16 protein-coding genes are annotated in these 16,433 nt (G+C 67.7%); 7 read left to right on the forward strand and 9 right to left on the reverse strand.

Annotated elements, in window-relative coordinates; all coding sequences use genetic code 11:
• Positions 1–44: 44 nt before the first annotated feature.
• The 5 genes from ACWBNA_RS16645 (at position 45) to trxA (ending at position 4,922) form a co-directional block, all read left to right on the forward strand.
• The gene (locus ACWBNA_RS16645) at positions 45–1,736 is read left to right on the forward strand and encodes a protein kinase family protein (protein WP_482705108.1); all 1,692 of its coding nucleotides are present in this window, start codon (positions 45–47) and stop codon (positions 1,734–1,736) included.
• A gap of 21 nt (positions 1,737–1,757) precedes the next feature.
• Positions 1,758–2,483 (forward strand): RNA polymerase sigma factor SigM, encoded by a 726-nt coding sequence (gene sigM, locus ACWBNA_RS16650; RefSeq protein ID WP_482705109.1) that lies wholly within the window; start codon positions 1,758–1,760, stop codon positions 2,481–2,483.
• Positions 2,480–3,409, forward strand: coding sequence for an anti-sigma factor family protein (locus tag ACWBNA_RS16655; protein WP_482705110.1), 930 nt, complete (start codon positions 2,480–2,482; stop codon positions 3,407–3,409). Before sigM ends, ACWBNA_RS16655 begins: the two co-directional genes overlap by 4 nt.
• A 168-nt stretch (positions 3,410–3,577) precedes the next feature.
• Positions 3,578–4,546 carry a thioredoxin-disulfide reductase gene (gene trxB, locus ACWBNA_RS16660; RefSeq protein WP_482705111.1) on the forward strand — a complete coding sequence of 323 codons (969 nt, stop codon included), beginning with the start codon at positions 3,578–3,580 and terminating at the stop codon, positions 4,544–4,546.
• A gap of 43 nt (positions 4,547–4,589) precedes the next feature.
• Positions 4,590–4,922 carry a thioredoxin gene (trxA, locus tag ACWBNA_RS16665; RefSeq protein ID WP_143641354.1) on the forward strand — a complete coding sequence of 111 codons (333 nt, stop codon included), beginning with the start codon at positions 4,590–4,592 and terminating at the stop codon, positions 4,920–4,922.
• 55 nt (positions 4,923–4,977) lie between these two features.
• On the opposite strand, the gene ACWBNA_RS16670 is transcribed toward trxA, so the two are convergent.
• The 9 genes from ACWBNA_RS16670 to rpmH all read right to left on the reverse strand — a co-directional run bounded on the left by ACWBNA_RS16670 (position 4,978) and on the right by rpmH (position 11,885).
• Positions 4,978–5,595 carry a GNAT family N-acetyltransferase gene (locus ACWBNA_RS16670; RefSeq protein ID WP_482705113.1) on the reverse strand — a complete coding sequence of 206 codons (618 nt, stop codon included), beginning with the start codon at positions 5,593–5,595 and terminating at the stop codon, positions 4,978–4,980.
• Between the two features lie 322 nt (positions 5,596–5,917).
• On the reverse strand, positions 5,918–7,018 hold the full coding sequence (locus ACWBNA_RS16675; protein ID WP_482705115.1) for a ParB/RepB/Spo0J family partition protein: 1,101 nt from the start codon (positions 7,016–7,018) through the stop codon (positions 5,918–5,920).
• The gene (locus ACWBNA_RS16680; RefSeq protein WP_482705155.1) at positions 7,015–8,088 is read right to left on the reverse strand and encodes a ParA family protein; all 1,074 of its coding nucleotides are present in this window, start codon (positions 8,086–8,088) and stop codon (positions 7,015–7,017) included. Before ACWBNA_RS16680 ends, ACWBNA_RS16675 begins: the two co-directional genes overlap by 4 nt.
• Before the next feature lie 290 nt (positions 8,089–8,378).
• Entirely contained in the window at positions 8,379–9,095 is a 717-nt protein-coding gene (gene rsmG / locus ACWBNA_RS16685) for a 16S rRNA (guanine(527)-N(7))-methyltransferase RsmG (RefSeq protein WP_482705116.1), read from the reverse strand.
• Positions 9,096–9,222: 127 nt separating this feature from the next.
• On the reverse strand, positions 9,223–9,735 hold the full coding sequence (locus tag ACWBNA_RS16690) for a Jag family protein (RefSeq protein ID WP_482705117.1): 513 nt from the start codon (positions 9,733–9,735) through the stop codon (positions 9,223–9,225).
• 15 nt (positions 9,736–9,750) lie between these two features.
• Positions 9,751–11,001 carry a membrane protein insertase YidC gene (yidC, locus tag ACWBNA_RS16695; RefSeq protein WP_482705118.1) on the reverse strand — a complete coding sequence of 417 codons (1,251 nt, stop codon included), beginning with the start codon at positions 10,999–11,001 and terminating at the stop codon, positions 9,751–9,753.
• A 3-nt stretch (positions 11,002–11,004) separates the two neighbouring features.
• Complete coding sequence (gene yidD / locus ACWBNA_RS16700) at positions 11,005–11,358, reverse strand: membrane protein insertion efficiency factor YidD (RefSeq protein ID WP_482705119.1); 354 nt, start codon at positions 11,356–11,358, stop codon at positions 11,005–11,007.
• Entirely contained in the window at positions 11,355–11,726 is a 372-nt protein-coding gene (gene rnpA / locus ACWBNA_RS16705) for a ribonuclease P protein component (protein WP_482705120.1), read from the reverse strand. Before rnpA ends, yidD begins: the two co-directional genes overlap by 4 nt.
• 21 nt (positions 11,727–11,747) lie before the next feature.
• Positions 11,748–11,885, reverse strand: a complete 138-nt coding sequence (rpmH, locus tag ACWBNA_RS16710; protein ID WP_006381191.1) for a 50S ribosomal protein L34 — start codon at positions 11,883–11,885, stop codon at positions 11,748–11,750.
• Between the two features lie 371 nt (positions 11,886–12,256).
• On the opposite strand from rpmH, the gene dnaA reads away from it, so the two are divergent.
• Positions 12,257–14,185, forward strand: coding sequence for a chromosomal replication initiator protein DnaA (gene dnaA / locus ACWBNA_RS16715; protein ID WP_482705121.1), 1,929 nt, complete (start codon positions 12,257–12,259; stop codon positions 14,183–14,185).
• 968 nt (positions 14,186–15,153) lie between these two features.
• On the forward strand, positions 15,154–16,284 hold the full coding sequence (gene dnaN / locus ACWBNA_RS16720) for a DNA polymerase III subunit beta (RefSeq protein WP_482705156.1): 1,131 nt from the start codon (positions 15,154–15,156) through the stop codon (positions 16,282–16,284).
• Positions 16,285–16,433 lie beyond the last annotated feature (149 nt).

Consider the following 16,433-nt stretch of genomic DNA (forward strand, 5'->3'; position numbering starts at 1 on the left):
TCGGCGTCATATGACGCGCAATGGATGGGGAGGCAGGAACGACGGTGGCGGAACGGAGCACAGCTGCCGTCGACGTGGCAGACAACAGCGGTGACAAGCCGCTGACCGCCGAGGCGGACCAGTCCACGGCCGACGGGGTGGCCAAGAACCGGGAGCGGGACACGGAAGACGTCGAGGCACAGGGGAGTGGGGGGACCGAGAGTCACGGGAAAGTCTCACCACCGGAGCTGCACAGCGGACACAAGCTCGCCAGACGCTACCGGCTCGAGGAGTGCGTCACCCGTCTGGACGGATTCAGCAGTTGGCGTGCCGTGGACGAGAAGCTGCGTCGCGCCGTCGGCGTCCACCTATTGCCCGCGGACCACGCGCGGGCCCGTTCGGTGCTGGCCGCGGCCCGCTCCTCCGCGCTGCTGGGCGATCCGCGCTTCGTCCAAGTCCTCGACGCCGTCGAGGAGAACGACCTCGTCTACGTCGTTCACGAATGGCTGCCCGACGCCACCGAGCTGACCGCGCTTCTCGCCGCCGGCCCGCTGGAGGTGTACGACGCCTACCAGTTGGTCAGCCAGATCGCCTCGGCCATGGCAGCCGCCCACCGTGAGGGCCTCGCCCATCTGCGTCTGAATCCCAACGCCGTGCTGCGCACGTCGACCGGCCAGTGGCGCATCCGCGGTCTCGCCGTCAACGCCGCTTTGCGCGGCATCAGTTCCGAGACCCCGCTGCGGACCGACACCGAGGCGATCGGTGCCCTGCTGTACGCGGCGCTCACCCAGCGCTGGCCGTACGAGAACGACGCCTACGGGCTGTCGGGCCTGCCCAAGGACATCGGCCTCATCGCCCCCGACCAGGTGCGTGCCGGCGTCCACCGAGGCCTGTCCGAGCTGGCCATGCGGGCACTCGCCAACGAAGGCGCCACCGCCTCCCGTCACGAGTCCCCGTGCACCACGCCCGAGGAGCTGGTGAAGGCCATCGGCGAGATGCCCCGCATCCGCCCTCCGGAGCCGACGTTCACCGCCCCACCGGACTACCAACGCACGACGTACCAGCAGGGCACGTACGGCCGCCAGGCGCCGCGTCCGGGCGTCACCCAGCCGGTGCAGGTCCCGCCGCCTCCGCTGCAGAGCCGTACCGGCAAGGCGCTGAAGTGGGCCGTCTCGGGCCTCCTCATCGCCGCACTCGGCCTGGGCAGCTGGCAGTTGGCGGACGCGCTCTTGGACCGGGGCGGCAAATCCGAGGAAACGAACCAGACTCAGACGACGGACGGGGACGACAAGACTCCGACGAAGCCGGCCAGCGCTCCGATCTCCATCAGAAGCGCGGACGACTTCGACCCGTTCGGCGCCGACGGCTCGGAGAAGCCGGGTGACATAGACAAGGTCTACGACAACTCGTCCAGCACGTACTGGCAGACGGACTACTACCTCAGTTCCGATTTCGGCCGACTGAAGCCCGGCGTCGGCGTCATCCTCGATCTCGGCAAGGTCCAGGAGGTCGGGAAGGTGACCGTCTCCTTCGTGGGGAACACCTCCGTCGAGCTCCGCGCCGCCTCCGGTGACGCGAGTTCGGAACCCACGTCCTTCGACGCCTACACCAAGGTCACGCAGGGATCGGGCACGGCCGTGACGCTCAGCCCCGACAAGTCCCTCAAGTCCCGCTACCTTCTGGTCTGGCTGACCAAGCTGCCGCAGATCGACGGTGAGTGGCGGGGCCGGGTCGCGGACATCAAGGTGACCAGCTAAGGACGAAGGGAAGGGGGCCCGATGGCAGATGACACCGCGTACGGCGACACGAGCGATCGGGACCTCCTGACCCGCCACGTGGAGGGCGATCCCGACGCCTTCGGTGAGCTCGTACGCCGGCACCGGGATCGGCTCTGGGCGGTGGCCCTGCGGACGCTGGGGGACCGCGAGGAGGCCGCTGACGCTGTCCAGGACGCCCTCGTGTCCGCCTATCGGGCCGCCCACACCTTCCGGGGCCAGTCCGCGGTCACGACGTGGCTGCACCGGATCACGGTCAACGCCTGCCTGGATCGAGCCCGTAAGGCTGCATCCCGCAAGACCTCCCCCGTCGACGACACCGAGCGCCTGGAGCAACTGCTGGAGCCGCACGAGTCGGCCTCGGCGCCCGCGGAGCGCAACGACCTCCATCGTCAGCTCCTGGAAGCACTCGGCACCCTCCCTCCCGACCAGCGGGCCGCGCTCGTCCTGGTGGACATGCAGGGCTACCCGGTCGCCGAGGCCGCCCGCATGCTCGATGTGCCGACAGGGACGGTGAAGAGCCGCTGTGCCCGCGGCCGAGCCAGACTCCTGCCCCTGCTCAAGCATCTGCGGCCGGAAAACACCAGTGCCGGCAGAGAAGCGGGCACGGGGCGGAACCGGACGCAGGGGACATCCGTCCCACCCGCAGCGGGACCGCGCCGAGCGGGACCGCCGGACACAGGACCAAGCGATCCAGCTGCAGTGAAGGGCGGAGGTGGGCGAGCGTGACATCCACGACAGATACAGCCGGGCACCCGGACGTCGCGGAGATCTCCGACCTCACCGAAGGACTGCTCCCGCCGTCCCGGACCGAGGACGTACGACAGCATCTGGACGAATGTGAACTCTGCGCAGACGTCCACGCCTCGCTCGAGGAGATCCGTGGACTGCTGGGCAGCCTGCCAGGTCCCCCGCGTATGCCTGCCGATGTCGCCGGCCGTATCGACGCTGCCCTCGCCGCGGAGGCCCTGCTGCACGCCACCGCACCCGACGCTGTGGAGGCGCCCACACCTGTCAGCGCCCAGTCCGGGTCCGACGCGTCACCCGCCTCCGCCTCGGACGACAGCGCGCGTGTTTCACGTGAAACATCGCCGGACCGCCCCGCAGGCCACGCGCGAACCTCGACCACCGGTCCGGGCCGCAAGGAGCCCAGGCGGAGCGGTCGGCGCCGGGCTGTCGTCCTCGGCGCTGTGTTCACCGCCGCCGCCCTCGGATTCGGGTCGGTGCTGCTGTCCTCGCTGAACGACGGCAAGCCGTCCAGCCCCGCGGCGAAGTCCACATCCACGGACACCTTCTCCGAGTCCAAGCTGGAGAAGCAGGTCTCCGATCTCCTTGCCCAGAGCCAGAGCACCGGCAGTGGATCCCACGCTCCGCACAGCCTCGGCATGGAATCCGTCCCCGACGGCAACTCACCCAGGGTCTTCAAGGATCCCGTGGTGCCTGACTGCATCCAGAAGGGCATCGGCCGCAGCGGCACAGTGCTCGTGACCAAGGAGGGGATCTACAAGGGGACGGACACGCTCCTCGTTGTACTCCCCGACGCTCCGGACGGTACCCGGGTCACCGCCTACCTCATGGATGCGACCTGCGCTAATCAGCCGTCGTCGTCAGCCACGGCCAAGGTCCTGCTGAAGCAGTCCTACACCGGCTCCTGAGCGCGCACACTTCGTCTCCGTCCTGCGTGGTATCCCCTCCGGTGTCGCGTCCCCGTGTGCCCGGACACAGCGGGAATGCGGGACCCTTAGGATCCGTTGGGTGGGGTGAGAGTTCCGAGAGGAACTCCCCCGGACATACGACGTAGTCCAGAGACGAGGAATCAAGCCGTGAGCGACGTCCGAAACGTGATCATCATCGGCTCCGGGCCCGCCGGCTACACGGCGGCGCTCTACACCGCGCGCGCGTCGCTGAAGCCGCTGGTGTTCGAGGGCGCCGTCACCGCGGGTGGTGCGCTGATGAACACCACCGAGGTGGAGAACTTCCCGGGCTTCCAGGACGGCATCATGGGCCCCGAGCTCATGGACAACATGCGCGCCCAGGCCGAGCGCTTCGGTGCCGAACTCATCCCTGACGATGTCGTCTCCGTCGACCTGTCCGGTGAGATCAAGACCGTCACCGACACCGCGGGCACCGTCCACCAGGCGAAGGCCATCATCGTCACCACCGGCTCCCAGCACCGCAAGCTCGGGCTGCCGAACGAGGACGCCCTCTCCGGTCGTGGCGTCTCCTGGTGTGCCACCTGCGACGGGTTCTTCTTCAAGGACCAGGACATCGCCGTGATCGGCGGTGGCGACACCGCGATGGAGGAGGCCACCTTCCTCTCCCGCTTCGCCAGGACCGTGACGATCGTCCACCGCCGCGACACCCTGCGCGCCTCGAAGGCGATGCAGGAGCGTGCCTTCGCTGACCCGAAGATCAGGTTCGTGTGGGACAGCGAGGTCGCGGAGGTCCAGGGCGACCAGAAGCTCTCGGGCCTGAAGCTGCGCAACCTCAAGACGGGCGAGCTTTCGGACCTTCCGGTCACCGGCCTGTTCATCGCGATCGGCCACGACCCGCGCACCGAGCTGTTCAAAGGCCAGCTGGAGCTGGACGAGGAGGGCTATCTCAAGGTGGACGCGCCCTCCACGCGGACGAGCCTCACCGGTGTCTTCGGCGCCGGTGACGTGGTCGACCACACCTACCGCCAGGCGATCACCGCAGCCGGCACCGGCTGCTCCGCCGCCCTCGACGCCGAGCGCTTCCTCGCCGCCCTCGCGGACGAGGAGAAGGCCGAGCCCGAGAAGACCTCCGTCTGAACCCCCATCCGCCCCACCGCACCAACCAGTTAAGGAGCCCGCCGTGGCCGGCACCCTCAAGCATGTGACCGACGATTCCTTCGAGCAGGACGTCCTCAAGAGCGACAAGCCCGTCCTGGTGGACTTCTGGGCCGCTTGGTGCGGCCCGTGCCGCCAGATCGCGCCGTCCCTCGAGGCGATCGCCGCCGAGTACGGCGACAAGATCGAGGTCGTCAAGCTGAACATCGACGAGAACCCGGGTACGGCCGCCAAGTACGGCGTCATGTCCATCCCGACCCTGAACGTGTACCAGGGTGGCGAGGTCGCCAAGACCATCGTCGGTGCGAAGCCGAAGGCCGCGATCGTCCGTGACCTCGAGGACTTCATCGCCGAGTGACGTTTCACGTGAAACACGAGTGGGCCGACCTCCAGGGGTCGGCCCACTCGTTTGTTCAGAGCGGCCTGAGCGCCGGCTCCTTCTGAACAGCCCCGAGGAGCCGGTCCAGTGCCATCTCCACGTCCTCCTTCCAGGAGAGCGTGGTGCGCAGCTCCAGCCTCAGCCGCGGGTACGTGGGATGAGGCCGGACCGTTTTGAATCCCACCGCGAGCAGATGGTCGGCGGGCAGCAGGCAGGCCGGCTCTTTCCAGCGTGCGTTTCCGAAAGCCTCGATCGCTTTGAAGCCCCGCCGCAGCAGATCCTTGGCGACCGTCTGAACCATCACCCGGCCCAGCCCCTGCCCCTGATAACCCGGCATGATGAAGGCGGTCATCAGCTGCACCGAGTCGGGCGAGACGGGGCTCGTGGGGAATGCCGTCGAGCGGGGCACGTAGGCCGGGGGAGCGTAGAGCACGAAGCCCACTGGTACGTCGTCGACGTACACCACCCGGCCGCAGGACCCCCAGTCGAGGAGGACGGCGGAGATCCAGGCTTCCTTCTCCAGGGCGGCCGTTCCGGCCTTTACCGCGGCTTCACCGCTGACTGGGTCCAACTCCCAGAAGACACACGCGCGACAGCGCTGGGGAAGGTCCGGAAGGTTGTCCAGCGTGAGCGGTACGAGCCGACGCCCCATGAAGGCTGTTCCTCGCTTCCTTCGCCCGCCGCGTCGCGGGCGGCCGTCAGAGCGCTTCGTTCCTTGAGCAGGCTGCCGACGAAGCCGCCGACCGCGCCCAGCCCCAGGCCCGCGCTCACCAATCCGGTGCGGCTCACCGTTCGCATGGCCCCTGCCTCTCCCCTCACAGGTGCTGCCGGGTGGATGCGCCATACCCGAACGCATCGTATCCACGATGAGATTCCACCGATACCGCCGGAAAGCAAAGAGCGGGCTGTGTCCAGTACACACCGGACCCAGCCCGCCCCGGCGGCCGAGCGGGGTCTCCCCGCCCAGCCAGCACTCAGTCCTCCGACTCCTCGGAGTCGTCGTCCACAAGGCTCTTCTGCAGAACCGGTCCCTCTCCGGGAGCGAGGCTGCTGAGGATCCGCTCAAGGTCCTCCATCGACGCGAACTCGACGGTGATCTTGCCCTTCTTCTGGCCCAGGTCGACCTTCACTCGCGTCTCGAAGCGGTCCGACAGGCGGGTCGCAAGGTCGGTCAAGGCCGGTGAGAGCCGGGTACCGGCCCGCGGGCCCTTGGAGCGCTGAGCAGTCTGGGGCCGAGACCCCATCAGGGTCACGATCTCCTCGACGGCACGCACCGAGAGGCCCTCGGCCACGATCCGGTGAGCCAGTCGGTCCTGCTCCTCCGAGTCGTCGACGGAGAGGAGCGCCCTCGCGTGTCCGGCAGAGAGGACTCCTGCGGCTACCCGCCGCTGAACCGCCGGCGAGAGCTTCAGCAGACGCAGGGTGTTGGAGACCTGCGGACGCGAACGACCAATGCGGTCCGCCAGCTGGTCGTGCGTGCAGTTGAAGTCCTTCAGCAGCTGGTCGTAGGCGGCTGCCTCTTCCAGCGGGTTCAGCTGGGCACGGTGCAGGTTCTCCAGGAGGGCGTCCAGGAGGAGCTTCTCGTCGTCCGTGGCGCGGACGATCGCCGGGATCGCGTCCAGCCCCGCCTCCCGGCAGGCCCGCCAACGCCGCTCACCCATGATGAGTTCGTAGCGCGCCGGGCCGAGCTGCCGTACGACGACCGGCTGGAGGAGGCCGACTTCCTTGATGGAGGTGACGAGCTCCTGGAGGGCGTCCTCGTCGAAGACCTCACGCGGCTGCCGTGGGTTCGGCTTGATGGAGTCGAGGGGGAGTTCCGCGAAGTGAACTCCCATGGGCGCTGCAGGCGTCTCCAGCGCACCGTCCGTCGACGGGTCCTCGGTTTCATGTGAAACAGGCGGCAACATGGCCACCTTCGCCGCAGCCACCCCGCGGTCGGTGGTCAGCACCGGTACGGCCGCCGGGGACGCCGAAGCGCCGCCCCCCATCGCGGCCGGAGGCACCGTCCTCTCCGTCGGGGCAGCAGGGATCAGCGCGCCGAGCCCACGACCCAAACCCCTCCGTCGCTCGCTCACTGGATCCCCTCCACCATGTTCAGGTCGCTCTGTGCGCCGATGTGCGCGTGTGTCGCGTCGTAGGAGACGCCGACACCCTTCAGCGCGATTTCTCGTGCCGCCTCAAGATAGGACAGGGCCCCACTCGATCCTGGATCGTAGGTCAGAACCGTCTGTCCGTAGCTCGGTGCCTCGGAGATGCGGACCGAGCGGGGAATGCTCGTCCGCAGCACCTCGTCGCCGAAGTGACTGCGCACCTCGTCCGCGACCTGGGACGCGAGACGTGTCCGGCCGTCGTACATGGTGAGCAGGATCGTCGATACATGCAGCTCGGGGTTGAGGTGCCCCCTCACCAGATCGACGTTGCGCAGCAACTGCCCCAGGCCCTCCAGTGCGTAGTACTCGCACTGGATCGGGATGAGAACCTCCTGGCCGGCGACCAACGCGTTGACCGTCAGCAGGCCGAGCGAGGGAGGGCAGTCGATGAGGATGTAATCCAGCGGCTGCTCGTAGGCCTGGATCGCCCGCTGCAGTCGGCTCTCTCTCGCCACCAGGGACACCAGCTCGATCTCCGCGCCGGCGAGATCGATCGTGGCGGGGGCACAGAAGAGACCCTCGACGTCAGGGACCGGCTGGACGACCTCGGAGAGAGGCCTGCTGTCGACCAGGACGTCGTAGATGGAAGGGACGTCGGCGTGGTGGTCGATTCCCAGCGCTGTGGACGCGTTGCCCTGGGGGTCGAGGTCGACTACCAGGACTCGGTTGCCATGCAGCGCCAGCGAAGCGGCAAGATTGACGGTCGTCGTCGTCTTGCCCACTCCGCCCTTCTGGTTGGCGACCACCATGACCCGGGTCTCCTCGGGACGCGGCAGACCCTCGCCGGCGCGGCCCAGAGCCTCTACCGCCAGTTGGGCAGCACGACCGATCGGGGTGTCGTCCATCGGGGGCGGTGTTTCACGTGAAACATCCTCCCCCATCGACTCGGTACGGGGACCGGGGACCGGATCGGTCATCGGTCCCGCAATGTTGGCGTCGGACCGCAAGGATTCACTCTCCTCGACTTCAGGCTCGCAATGCACAGAGCCTCCCATGTCTTCGGGGTCGTGAACCAGCGAGGGCCGGTCTTCTGTGGATGAATCCACACCTGTGGACAACTCTGTGCCCCCCGCAAAGGGCCTGCGGTCACGCGGAGTCACAGAACGGCCACGACTGATGATCCCATGCAGCAGCGAGCGACGTTTCACGTGAAACACGATGCCGAGCACCCTTCGCAGGATGCGCACGACACTCCGGCGTGCGTACTTTTGACGGCCTTAATACGTGTCGCTGGTCATCACAACGGATCAATGACGCGAAAGAGGAAGAGCGTGGCCCTCTCGGGTCAACGACGTCGACGAGTTCGCCCCGTCCGGGCCGCCTTCGCCCGCTTCGCGGCGAAGCGCACACCACCCGGGCTCTCGCCGACCTCGACCCGCACGACCGTGGACAGCGGATCCACTACGCCCTCACCGACGTGCAGAATGGACGTCTCCACGGCACCGAGCTTGCTCAGCGCCGTCGACGCGCTCTTGAGCTCTTCCTCCGCGGTGTCACCCTTGAGCGCGAGCATCTCCCCGTAGGGACGCAGCAGGGGAATGCCCCAGGTCGCCAACCGGTCCAGCGGAGCCACGGCCCTCGCCGTCACCACATGCACGGGTGTGAGCTTTCCCATGACCTCCTCTGCCCGCCCACGGACGACGGTCACATGGTCCAGGCCCAGCAGCTCAACCACTTCGGTGAGGAAGGTCGTACGCCGTAGCAGCGGCTCCAGCAGCGTGATCTTCAGGTCCTCCCGGACGAGCGCCAGGGGGATGCCGGGCAGGCCGGCGCCCGAGCCGACATCGCACACCGTCACACCCTCGGGGACGACCTCCGAGAGCACCGCGCAGTTCAGCAGGTGCCGCTCCCAGAGACGAGGTACCTCGCGCGGACCGATCAGACCGCGCTGCACGCCCGCCTCGGCGAGCAGCTCCGCGTACCGCACCGCGTCGGCGAAGCGATCACCGAACACCTCGCGGGCACGCTCGGGCGCGGGGGGAAGCTCCGCTGCCTCCGTCACGGGGGGACCGTCCTTCCGTACCGCGTGGGCGCACCGGGCGCCGACGCCAGAACCACGAGAACTATCAGGCTGACAAAGTCCGGCCCCGTCTGCGCAACAGACGGGGCCGGAGGAACGTACGGACCGATCAGGCGGGAAGCACGACGACGAAGCGCTGCGGCTCCTCGCCCTCGGACTCGCTGCGCAGGCCGGCGGTCTTGACCGCGTCGTGCACGACCTTGCGCTCGAACGGCGTCATCGGCTTCAGCTTCACGGGCTCACCCGAGCTCCTGACCTCGGCCGCGGCCTTGGCACCCAGCTCGGAGAGCTCCTCGCGCTTCTTGGCGCGATAGCCCGCGATGTCCAGCATCAGCCGGCTGCGGTCGCCGGTCTCCCGGTGCACGGCCAGGCGCGTCAGCTCCTGCAGGGCTTCCAGCACCTCGCCGTCGCGGCCGACCAGCTTCTGCAGGTCGCGGCCGCCCGCGTCACTGATGATCGATACAGCGGCGCGGTCGGCCTCGACGTCCATGTCGATGTCACCGTCGAGGTCGGCGATGTCGAGCAGACCCTCGAGGTAGTCCGCCGCGATCTCGCCCTCCTGCTCGAGGCGGGTCAGGGTGTCTGCACCCTCGGCAGCGGCGGAGGTGGTGCCTTCCGTCACGGGATGGACTCCTTCTTACTTCTTGGACGGGGACTTGGGCCGCTGCGGGCCCTTGCGCTGTCCGGACTGGGCCTTGCTGCGATTACCGCCGGGCTTCTTGGCCGCGGCGGGCTTGGCGTCCTCGGGCTCGTCGGACTTGATCAGCGACGGACCCTCGCCGGCCGCCTTGGCGCTGCCGGACTGGCGCTGGGACTTGCTCTGCCGCTTCGGCTGCTGACGCTTGGGAGCGGCGGCGCTCGTCGACGTACCGTCCTCGGTCTGGGCTTCGACCTGGGTCTCGCCCTTCACCACGGTGCCGTCGGCCTGGGCCGAGAAGCCCGCCTTGTTCAGGCCGTTGATGAACTTGCGCTCGAACTCGTTGCGGTCGCGGCCCTTGGCCACGATGGCCTTGACGATGGTCTTCTCACTGCGGCCGCGCGTCTTGCCGTGGTGCGTGACGTGCTTGTACAGACGCTCCAGGTAGGCGGCCTGAGCCTTGGAACCCGGGGTCGGGTTGTTGCGGATGACGTACATCTGCTGGCCCATGGTCCACACGTTGGTGGTCAGCCAGTAGACGAGGACACCGACCGGGAAGTTGATGCCGAAGACCGCGAACATGACGGGGAAGACGTACATCAGCATCTTCTGCTGCTGCATGAACGGTGTCTTCACCGTCGTGTCGACGTTCTTCGTCATGAGCTGGCGCTGCGTGTAGAACTGCGACGCCGACATCAGGACGATCATGATCGCGGTGACGACACGGACGTCGGTCAGCGTGGCACCGAGCGCCTGCACCTTGTCCGCGCTGTCGGTGAACTTCGCGGCCAGCGGGGCGCCGACGATGTGCGCCTTACGGGCACTGGCGAGGAGCGGCTCGTCGATGAAGCCGATCGTCTTGCCTGTCGCAATGCTGTTGAGCACGTGGTACAGAGCGAAGAAGAACGGCGACTGCGCAAGGATGGGAAGGCACGAGGAGAGCGGGTTGGTACCCGTCTCCTTGTACAGCTTCATCATCTCTTCGGACTGGCGCTGCTTGTCGTTCTTGTAGCGCTCCTGGATCTTCTTCATCTCGGGCTGCAGCGTCTGCATCGCCCGGGTCGCCTTGATCTGCTTCACGAACAGCGGGATCAGACAGATACGGATCAGGATCACCAGGGACACGATGGACAGGCCCCAGGCCCATCCGGTGTCATCGCCGAAGAGGGCGCCGTACACCTTGTGGAACTGGACGATGACCCAGGAGACAGGTGTCGTGATGAAGCTGAAGAAGCTGGCAATCGTGTCCACTAATCATGCTCCTTGGGCATGGGACGGGGTCTCTGCGGCCGGGCTCGTAAGAGCCTGCCCCGAGGTGGCCGGTTCGGCGGAGGATGACCCGCCCCTGCGTGTACGCCAGGCGCCACGCAGCATTTCGTGCCACCGCGGACGCCTGCGGGGCGGGACATGGTCCACACCGCCCAGCGACCACGGATTGCACCGCAGGATGCGCCAGGCCGTGAGTCCCGTGCCCTTGATCGCACCATGCCGGTCGATGGCCTGGTACCCGTAGTGGGAGCACGACGGGTAGTACTTGCACACCGGCCCGAGCAGCGGGCTGATGGTCCACTGGTACAGCTTGATCAGCGCCAGCAGCGGGTACTTCATCGCGCGCCCCCTCCCAGCAACCGCTCCAGGGCGGCATCCAGGTCTTGGGCCAGTTGTGCATGATCGGCGTCGCCCGCACCGGGCAACGCTCGTACGACTACCAGGCTACCGGGGGGCAGGAGGGCGACTCGATCGCGCATCAGGTGACGAAGCCTGCGCTTCACCTTGTTGCGCACCACGGCCCCGCCCACGGCCTTGCTCACGACGAAACCCGCACGCGTCGGGGGAGCGCTCTCCCCAGGCGCGTGCGGGTTCGTGGCACCGCTACGAAGATGGACGACGAGAGTCGGGCGTCCTGCCCGACGCCCTCGTCGTACCGCGGTCGCGAAGTCCTCGCGCCGCCTCAGCCGGTTCTCGGTGGGCAGCACGATGTCATGACCTGACCGGAATCAGGCGGACAGGCTGGCGCGACCCTTGCCACGGCGGTTCGCGAGAATCGCGCGGCCGGCACGGGTACGCATCCGCAGGCGGAAGCCGTGGGTCTTGGCGCGGCGACGGTTGTTCGGCTGGAAGGTGCGCTTGCTCACTCGAGGGCTCCAGAATAAATCGGGGTTTTCGGGGTGCCGTCCTGGCTGTCACCGTGCGCCCACGAGTAGCTCGCGTCACGCCCGAGTGCACCGCTGACCGATCACCCAAATGATCTGTGCCCATCGGAGGCAGGCGGCAGCAGCCATCGACAACTCGACCTCGTTACGGTACGCGCGGCTGCGCCATCCGGTCAAACCAGCGGTCACCAGGAGACACTATCCACAGCCTGGGGACAACAACTTGAACCGCAGCCGTCGCCCTGACTACCGTGACTGGACTCCGCTTCGTTCCCCTGTGCCTGCCCCACCCCATTTGAATCCCGACCCGTCCCGAACCACACGTTCGTGGGACCCGTGAGAGAGCGTGCTCTGTGGCTGACGTACCTGCCGATCTTGCCGCAGTGTGGCCACGAGTACTGGAGCAGCTCCTCGGTGAAGGGCGCGGGCAGGGGGTTGAAGGCAAGGACGAACACTGGATCCGACGCTGCCAGCCGCTCGCGCTCGTGGCGGACACCGCTCTGCTCGCAGTACCGAACGAATTTGCGAAAGGCGTGCTCGAAGGCCGCCTCGCCCCTGTGGTCAGCGAAACACTGAGCCGCGAATGCGGCCGTCCGATCCGTATCGCGATCACTGTCGACGACTCGGCCGGCGAACCGGCGCCGATCCCGCCGCCCCGGTCCCAGCCGCGCTACGAGGAGTCCGAACTCCCCTCCGGCCAGTACGAGAGCTACGGCCGTCACCGTGCCGACGACCAGAGGCCGGGCCGCTCCGAGCAACACGGCCCCCAGGGCGACCACAACTCCCGGCCGGATCAGCTCCCGACCGCTCGCCCCGCCTACCCGTCGGAGTACCAGCGTCCCGAGCCCGGCGCCTGGCCGCGCCCGCAGCAGGACGAGTACAGCTGGCAGCAGCAGCGACTGGGTTTCCCCGAGCGCGACCCGTACGCCTCGCCGTCCCAGAACAACTACGGCCCGCCGTCACAGGACTCGTACGGCGCTCCTTCCCAGGACTCGTACTCGCAGGACTACCGCCCGCAGTCGATGGAGCGCCCCCCGTACGAGACCCAGCGCCCCGACTACGACCAGCGACCGGACTACGGCCGCCACCGCGCCGACGAGGACCAGCGCGACGCCCGTCGCGAACGGCCCGAGCCGTCCGGTTCCGGGCATGTGCACCGCGGCGGTCCCGTCGGTTCGCATCTGCCCACCACCGGCGCCCCCGGCCCGCTGGCCGCGCAGCCCGCGCCGGCGACCGGTCCGGGCGAGCCGACCGCACGACTGAACCCGAAGTACCTCTTCGACACGTTCGTCATCGGCGCCTCCAACCGTTTCGCGCACGCGGCCGCGGTGGCCGTCGCCGAGGCGCCGGCGAAGGCGTACAACCCCCTCTTCATCTACGGGGAGTCGGGACTCGGCAAAACGCATCTGCTGCACGCGATCGGGCACTACGCCCGCAGCCTCTACCCGGGCACGCGCGTCCGCTACGTGAGCTCGGAGGAGTTCACCAACGAGTTCATCAACTCCATCCGCGACGGCAAGGGCGACAGCTTCCGCAAGCGCTACCGCGAGATGGACATCCTGCTCGTGGACGACATCCAGTTCCTCGCGGACAAGGAGTCGACGCAGGAGGAGTTCTTCCACACCTTCAACACGCTCCACAACGCCAACAAGCAGATCGTGCTCTCCAGCGACCGGCCGCCCAAGCAGCTGGTGACCCTGGAGGACCGGCTGAGGAACCGTTTCGAGTGGGGCCTGATCACCGATGTCCAGCCGCCCGAGCTGGAGACGCGCATCGCGATCCTGCGCAAGAAGGCGGTCCAGGAGCAGCTCAACGCCCCGCCGGAGGTACTGGAGTTCATCGCCTCCCGGATCTCGCGCAACATCCGCGAGCTGGAGGGCGCGCTGATCCGGGTGACGGCGTTCGCGTCGCTCAACCGGCAGCCCGTGGACCTGGGCCTCACGGAGATCGTCCTCAAGGACCTCATCCCGGGCGGCGAGGACTCGGCCCCCGAGATCACCTCCACCGCGATCATGGGCGCGACCGCCGACTACTTCGGCCTCACGGTCGAGGACCTGTGCGGCACCTCGCGCGGGCGCGCTCTGGTGACCGCCCGGCAGATCGCCATGTACCTGTGCCGTGAGCTGACGGACCTGTCCCTGCCGAAGATCGGTGCGCTGTTCGGCGGCCGCGACCACACGACGGTCATGCACGCGGACCGCAAGATCCGCAATCTGATGGCCGAGCGCCGCTCCATCTACAACCAGGTCACCGAGCTGACCAACCGCATCAAGAACGGCTGACAGAGCCGCTCGTACGCCGGCCGCCGAGGGCGCCCCGGGACATGTTCCCGAGGGCGCCCTCCGTCGTTCCAGCAGTCCTGAGCCGGTCCGATCGGCGTCCGAGCCGGGTCTGGAGGCGTCCGAGCCGGGTCCGACAGGCGTCCGAGCCGGTCCGACCGGCCCCTGCGCCGCGACCGAAGTGAGATCCGCTGTTCGAATACCCGCCGGGTTACGGCCTCCCTCCACAGATCCGGCGACTTTCTTCCGTCCACATCCTGGGGACTGGGAAGTTGTCCAGATCGTGTCCACAGGGGACCCTGGTGAACAACCATCAGGCCAGGTCAGGTGGCTGTGGATTCGTGGACGAAGGATCTCCACAGACTGTGGACAGCGAAATGATCCACAGCCTGTGCATCGAGTTGTCCACCGGCCGCCCACAGGCCGAGGCCGGTTGTCCCCAGCGATCCCCAGCTTCTCCACACCGCTGTCCACTGTTCGGCAACGCGACGCGCCTCCTCACCGTGTCGAGTGAAAGGCGTCACACGAAGGTGCCGGGTTGGGCTGTGGGAAACGGGGGTAAAGCTGGGGACGGTGCTGGGGAGAAGTAGCCCGAGGCTGTGCATGGAGTGTGCAGAACTTTCCGTTCTCCACAGAAGAGCCCGGTTGTCCACCGCCGTCACCCACAGGGGCAGTGGACAAAATTCCTGCCCTGAGCTGGGAAAACGGGGTTATCCACGGTATCCACAGGCCCTACTACTACTCCCAACTAGAGAGAGCTGGGAATCCGTTTCGAAGTGGGTCCTGTGCACAACTCGCTGTCCGGCTCCCGACTGCCCCTCGTCACGACTTGACCCCGAGAGGCACCTACTGTCAGTGCCGTGCGTCAGACTGTTCCCGGTGTCCTTCCCGCCACAGGGACCGACGACACCGAGACAGACGACGAAGCCAGGCAGGCCGAGAAGCGCCGGCAACAGCAGGAGGCGGCAACAGTGAAGATCCGGGTGGAACGCGACGTACTCGCGGAGGCAGTGGCCTGGGCGGCACGCAGCCTCCCGGCCCGTCCGCCGGCGCCTGTCCTCGCCGGCCTTCTGCTGAAGGCCGAGAACGGCCAGCTGAGCCTGTCCAGCTTCGACTACGAGGTGTCGGCCCGGGTGTCCGTGGACACGGAGGTCGAGGAAGAGGGCACGGTGCTGGTCTCCGGCCGCCTCCTCGCCGACATCTGCCGGGCTCTGCCCAACCGCCCGGTGGAGATTTCCACAGACGGTGTACGGGCCACGGTGGTCTGCGGCTCCTCCCGGTTCACACTCCACACACTGCCTGTGGAGGAGTACCCGGCCCTGCCGCAGATGCCGAACGCCACGGGCACCGTCCCCGGTGAGGTCTTCGCCGCGGCCGCCGCCCAGGTCGCCATCGCCGCCGGTCGAGACGACACGCTGCCCGTCCTCACCGGTGTCCGCATCGAGATCGAGGGCGACACGGTCACGCTGGCGTCCACCGACCGCTACCGCTTCGCGGTCCGTGAGTTCCTGTGGAAGCCGGAGAACCCCGAGGCGTCCGCGGTCGCCCTGGTGCCCGCCAAGACGCTCCTGGACACCGCCAAGGCCCTCACAAGCGGCGACAGCGTCATCCTGGCGCTGTCCGGCGGAGGCTCGGGCGAGGGCCTGATCGGTTTCGAGGGCGCGGGCCGTCGCACGACCACGCGTCTGCTGGAGGGCGACCTCCCGAAGTACCGCTCGCTGTTCCCGACCGAGTTCAACAGCATCGCCGTGATCGAGACCGCCCCCTTCGTGGAGGCCGTCAAGCGTGTGGCCCTGGTTGCCGAGCGCAACACACCGGTCCGGCTCAGCTTCGAGCAGGGCGTGCTCATCCTGGAGGCCGGTTCCAGCGACGACGCACAGGCTGTGGAGCGGGTCGACGCGCAGCTGGAAGGCGACGACGTGTCGATCGCCTTCAACCCGACCTTCCTGCTGGACGGCCTGAGCGCCATCGACTCCCCCGTCGCCCAGCTGTCCTTCACGACGTCCACGAAGCCGGCACTGCTCAGCGGCAAGCCGGCCCTGGACGCCGAGGCGGACGAGGCCTACAAGTACCTGATCATGCCGGTGCGCCTCAGCGGCTGACCGGGCCCGTCAGAGAAACCGCAGGTCGGGGTATGCGTATGAGCGCGTATGCCCACAGATGTGCGCGAGCGTCCGGGTTTAGGCTCGGACGCAGGTACGAAAGTGCCGCGGTACGCAAGTGCCGTCACGCCACGTCGCAAAAACCTAAG

It is taken from the genome of Streptomyces sp. Q2 (genome assembly GCF_056820935.1).

Excerpts from the sequence above, each read along its gene's own strand:
- sigM (WP_482705109.1), top strand. The coding sequence starts at position 1,758 with ATGGCAGATGACACCGCGTACGGCGACACGAGCGATCGGGACCTCCTG.
- ACWBNA_RS16670 (WP_482705113.1), bottom strand. The coding sequence starts at position 5,595 with ATGGGGCGTCGGCTCGTACCGCTCACGCTGGACAACCTTCCGGACCTT.
- ACWBNA_RS16680 (WP_482705155.1), bottom strand. The coding sequence starts at position 8,088 with ATGGGAGGCTCTGTGCATTGCGAGCCTGAAGTCGAGGAGAGTGAATCC.
- yidD (WP_482705119.1), bottom strand. The coding sequence starts at position 11,358 with ATGAAGTACCCGCTGCTGGCGCTGATCAAGCTGTACCAGTGGACCATC.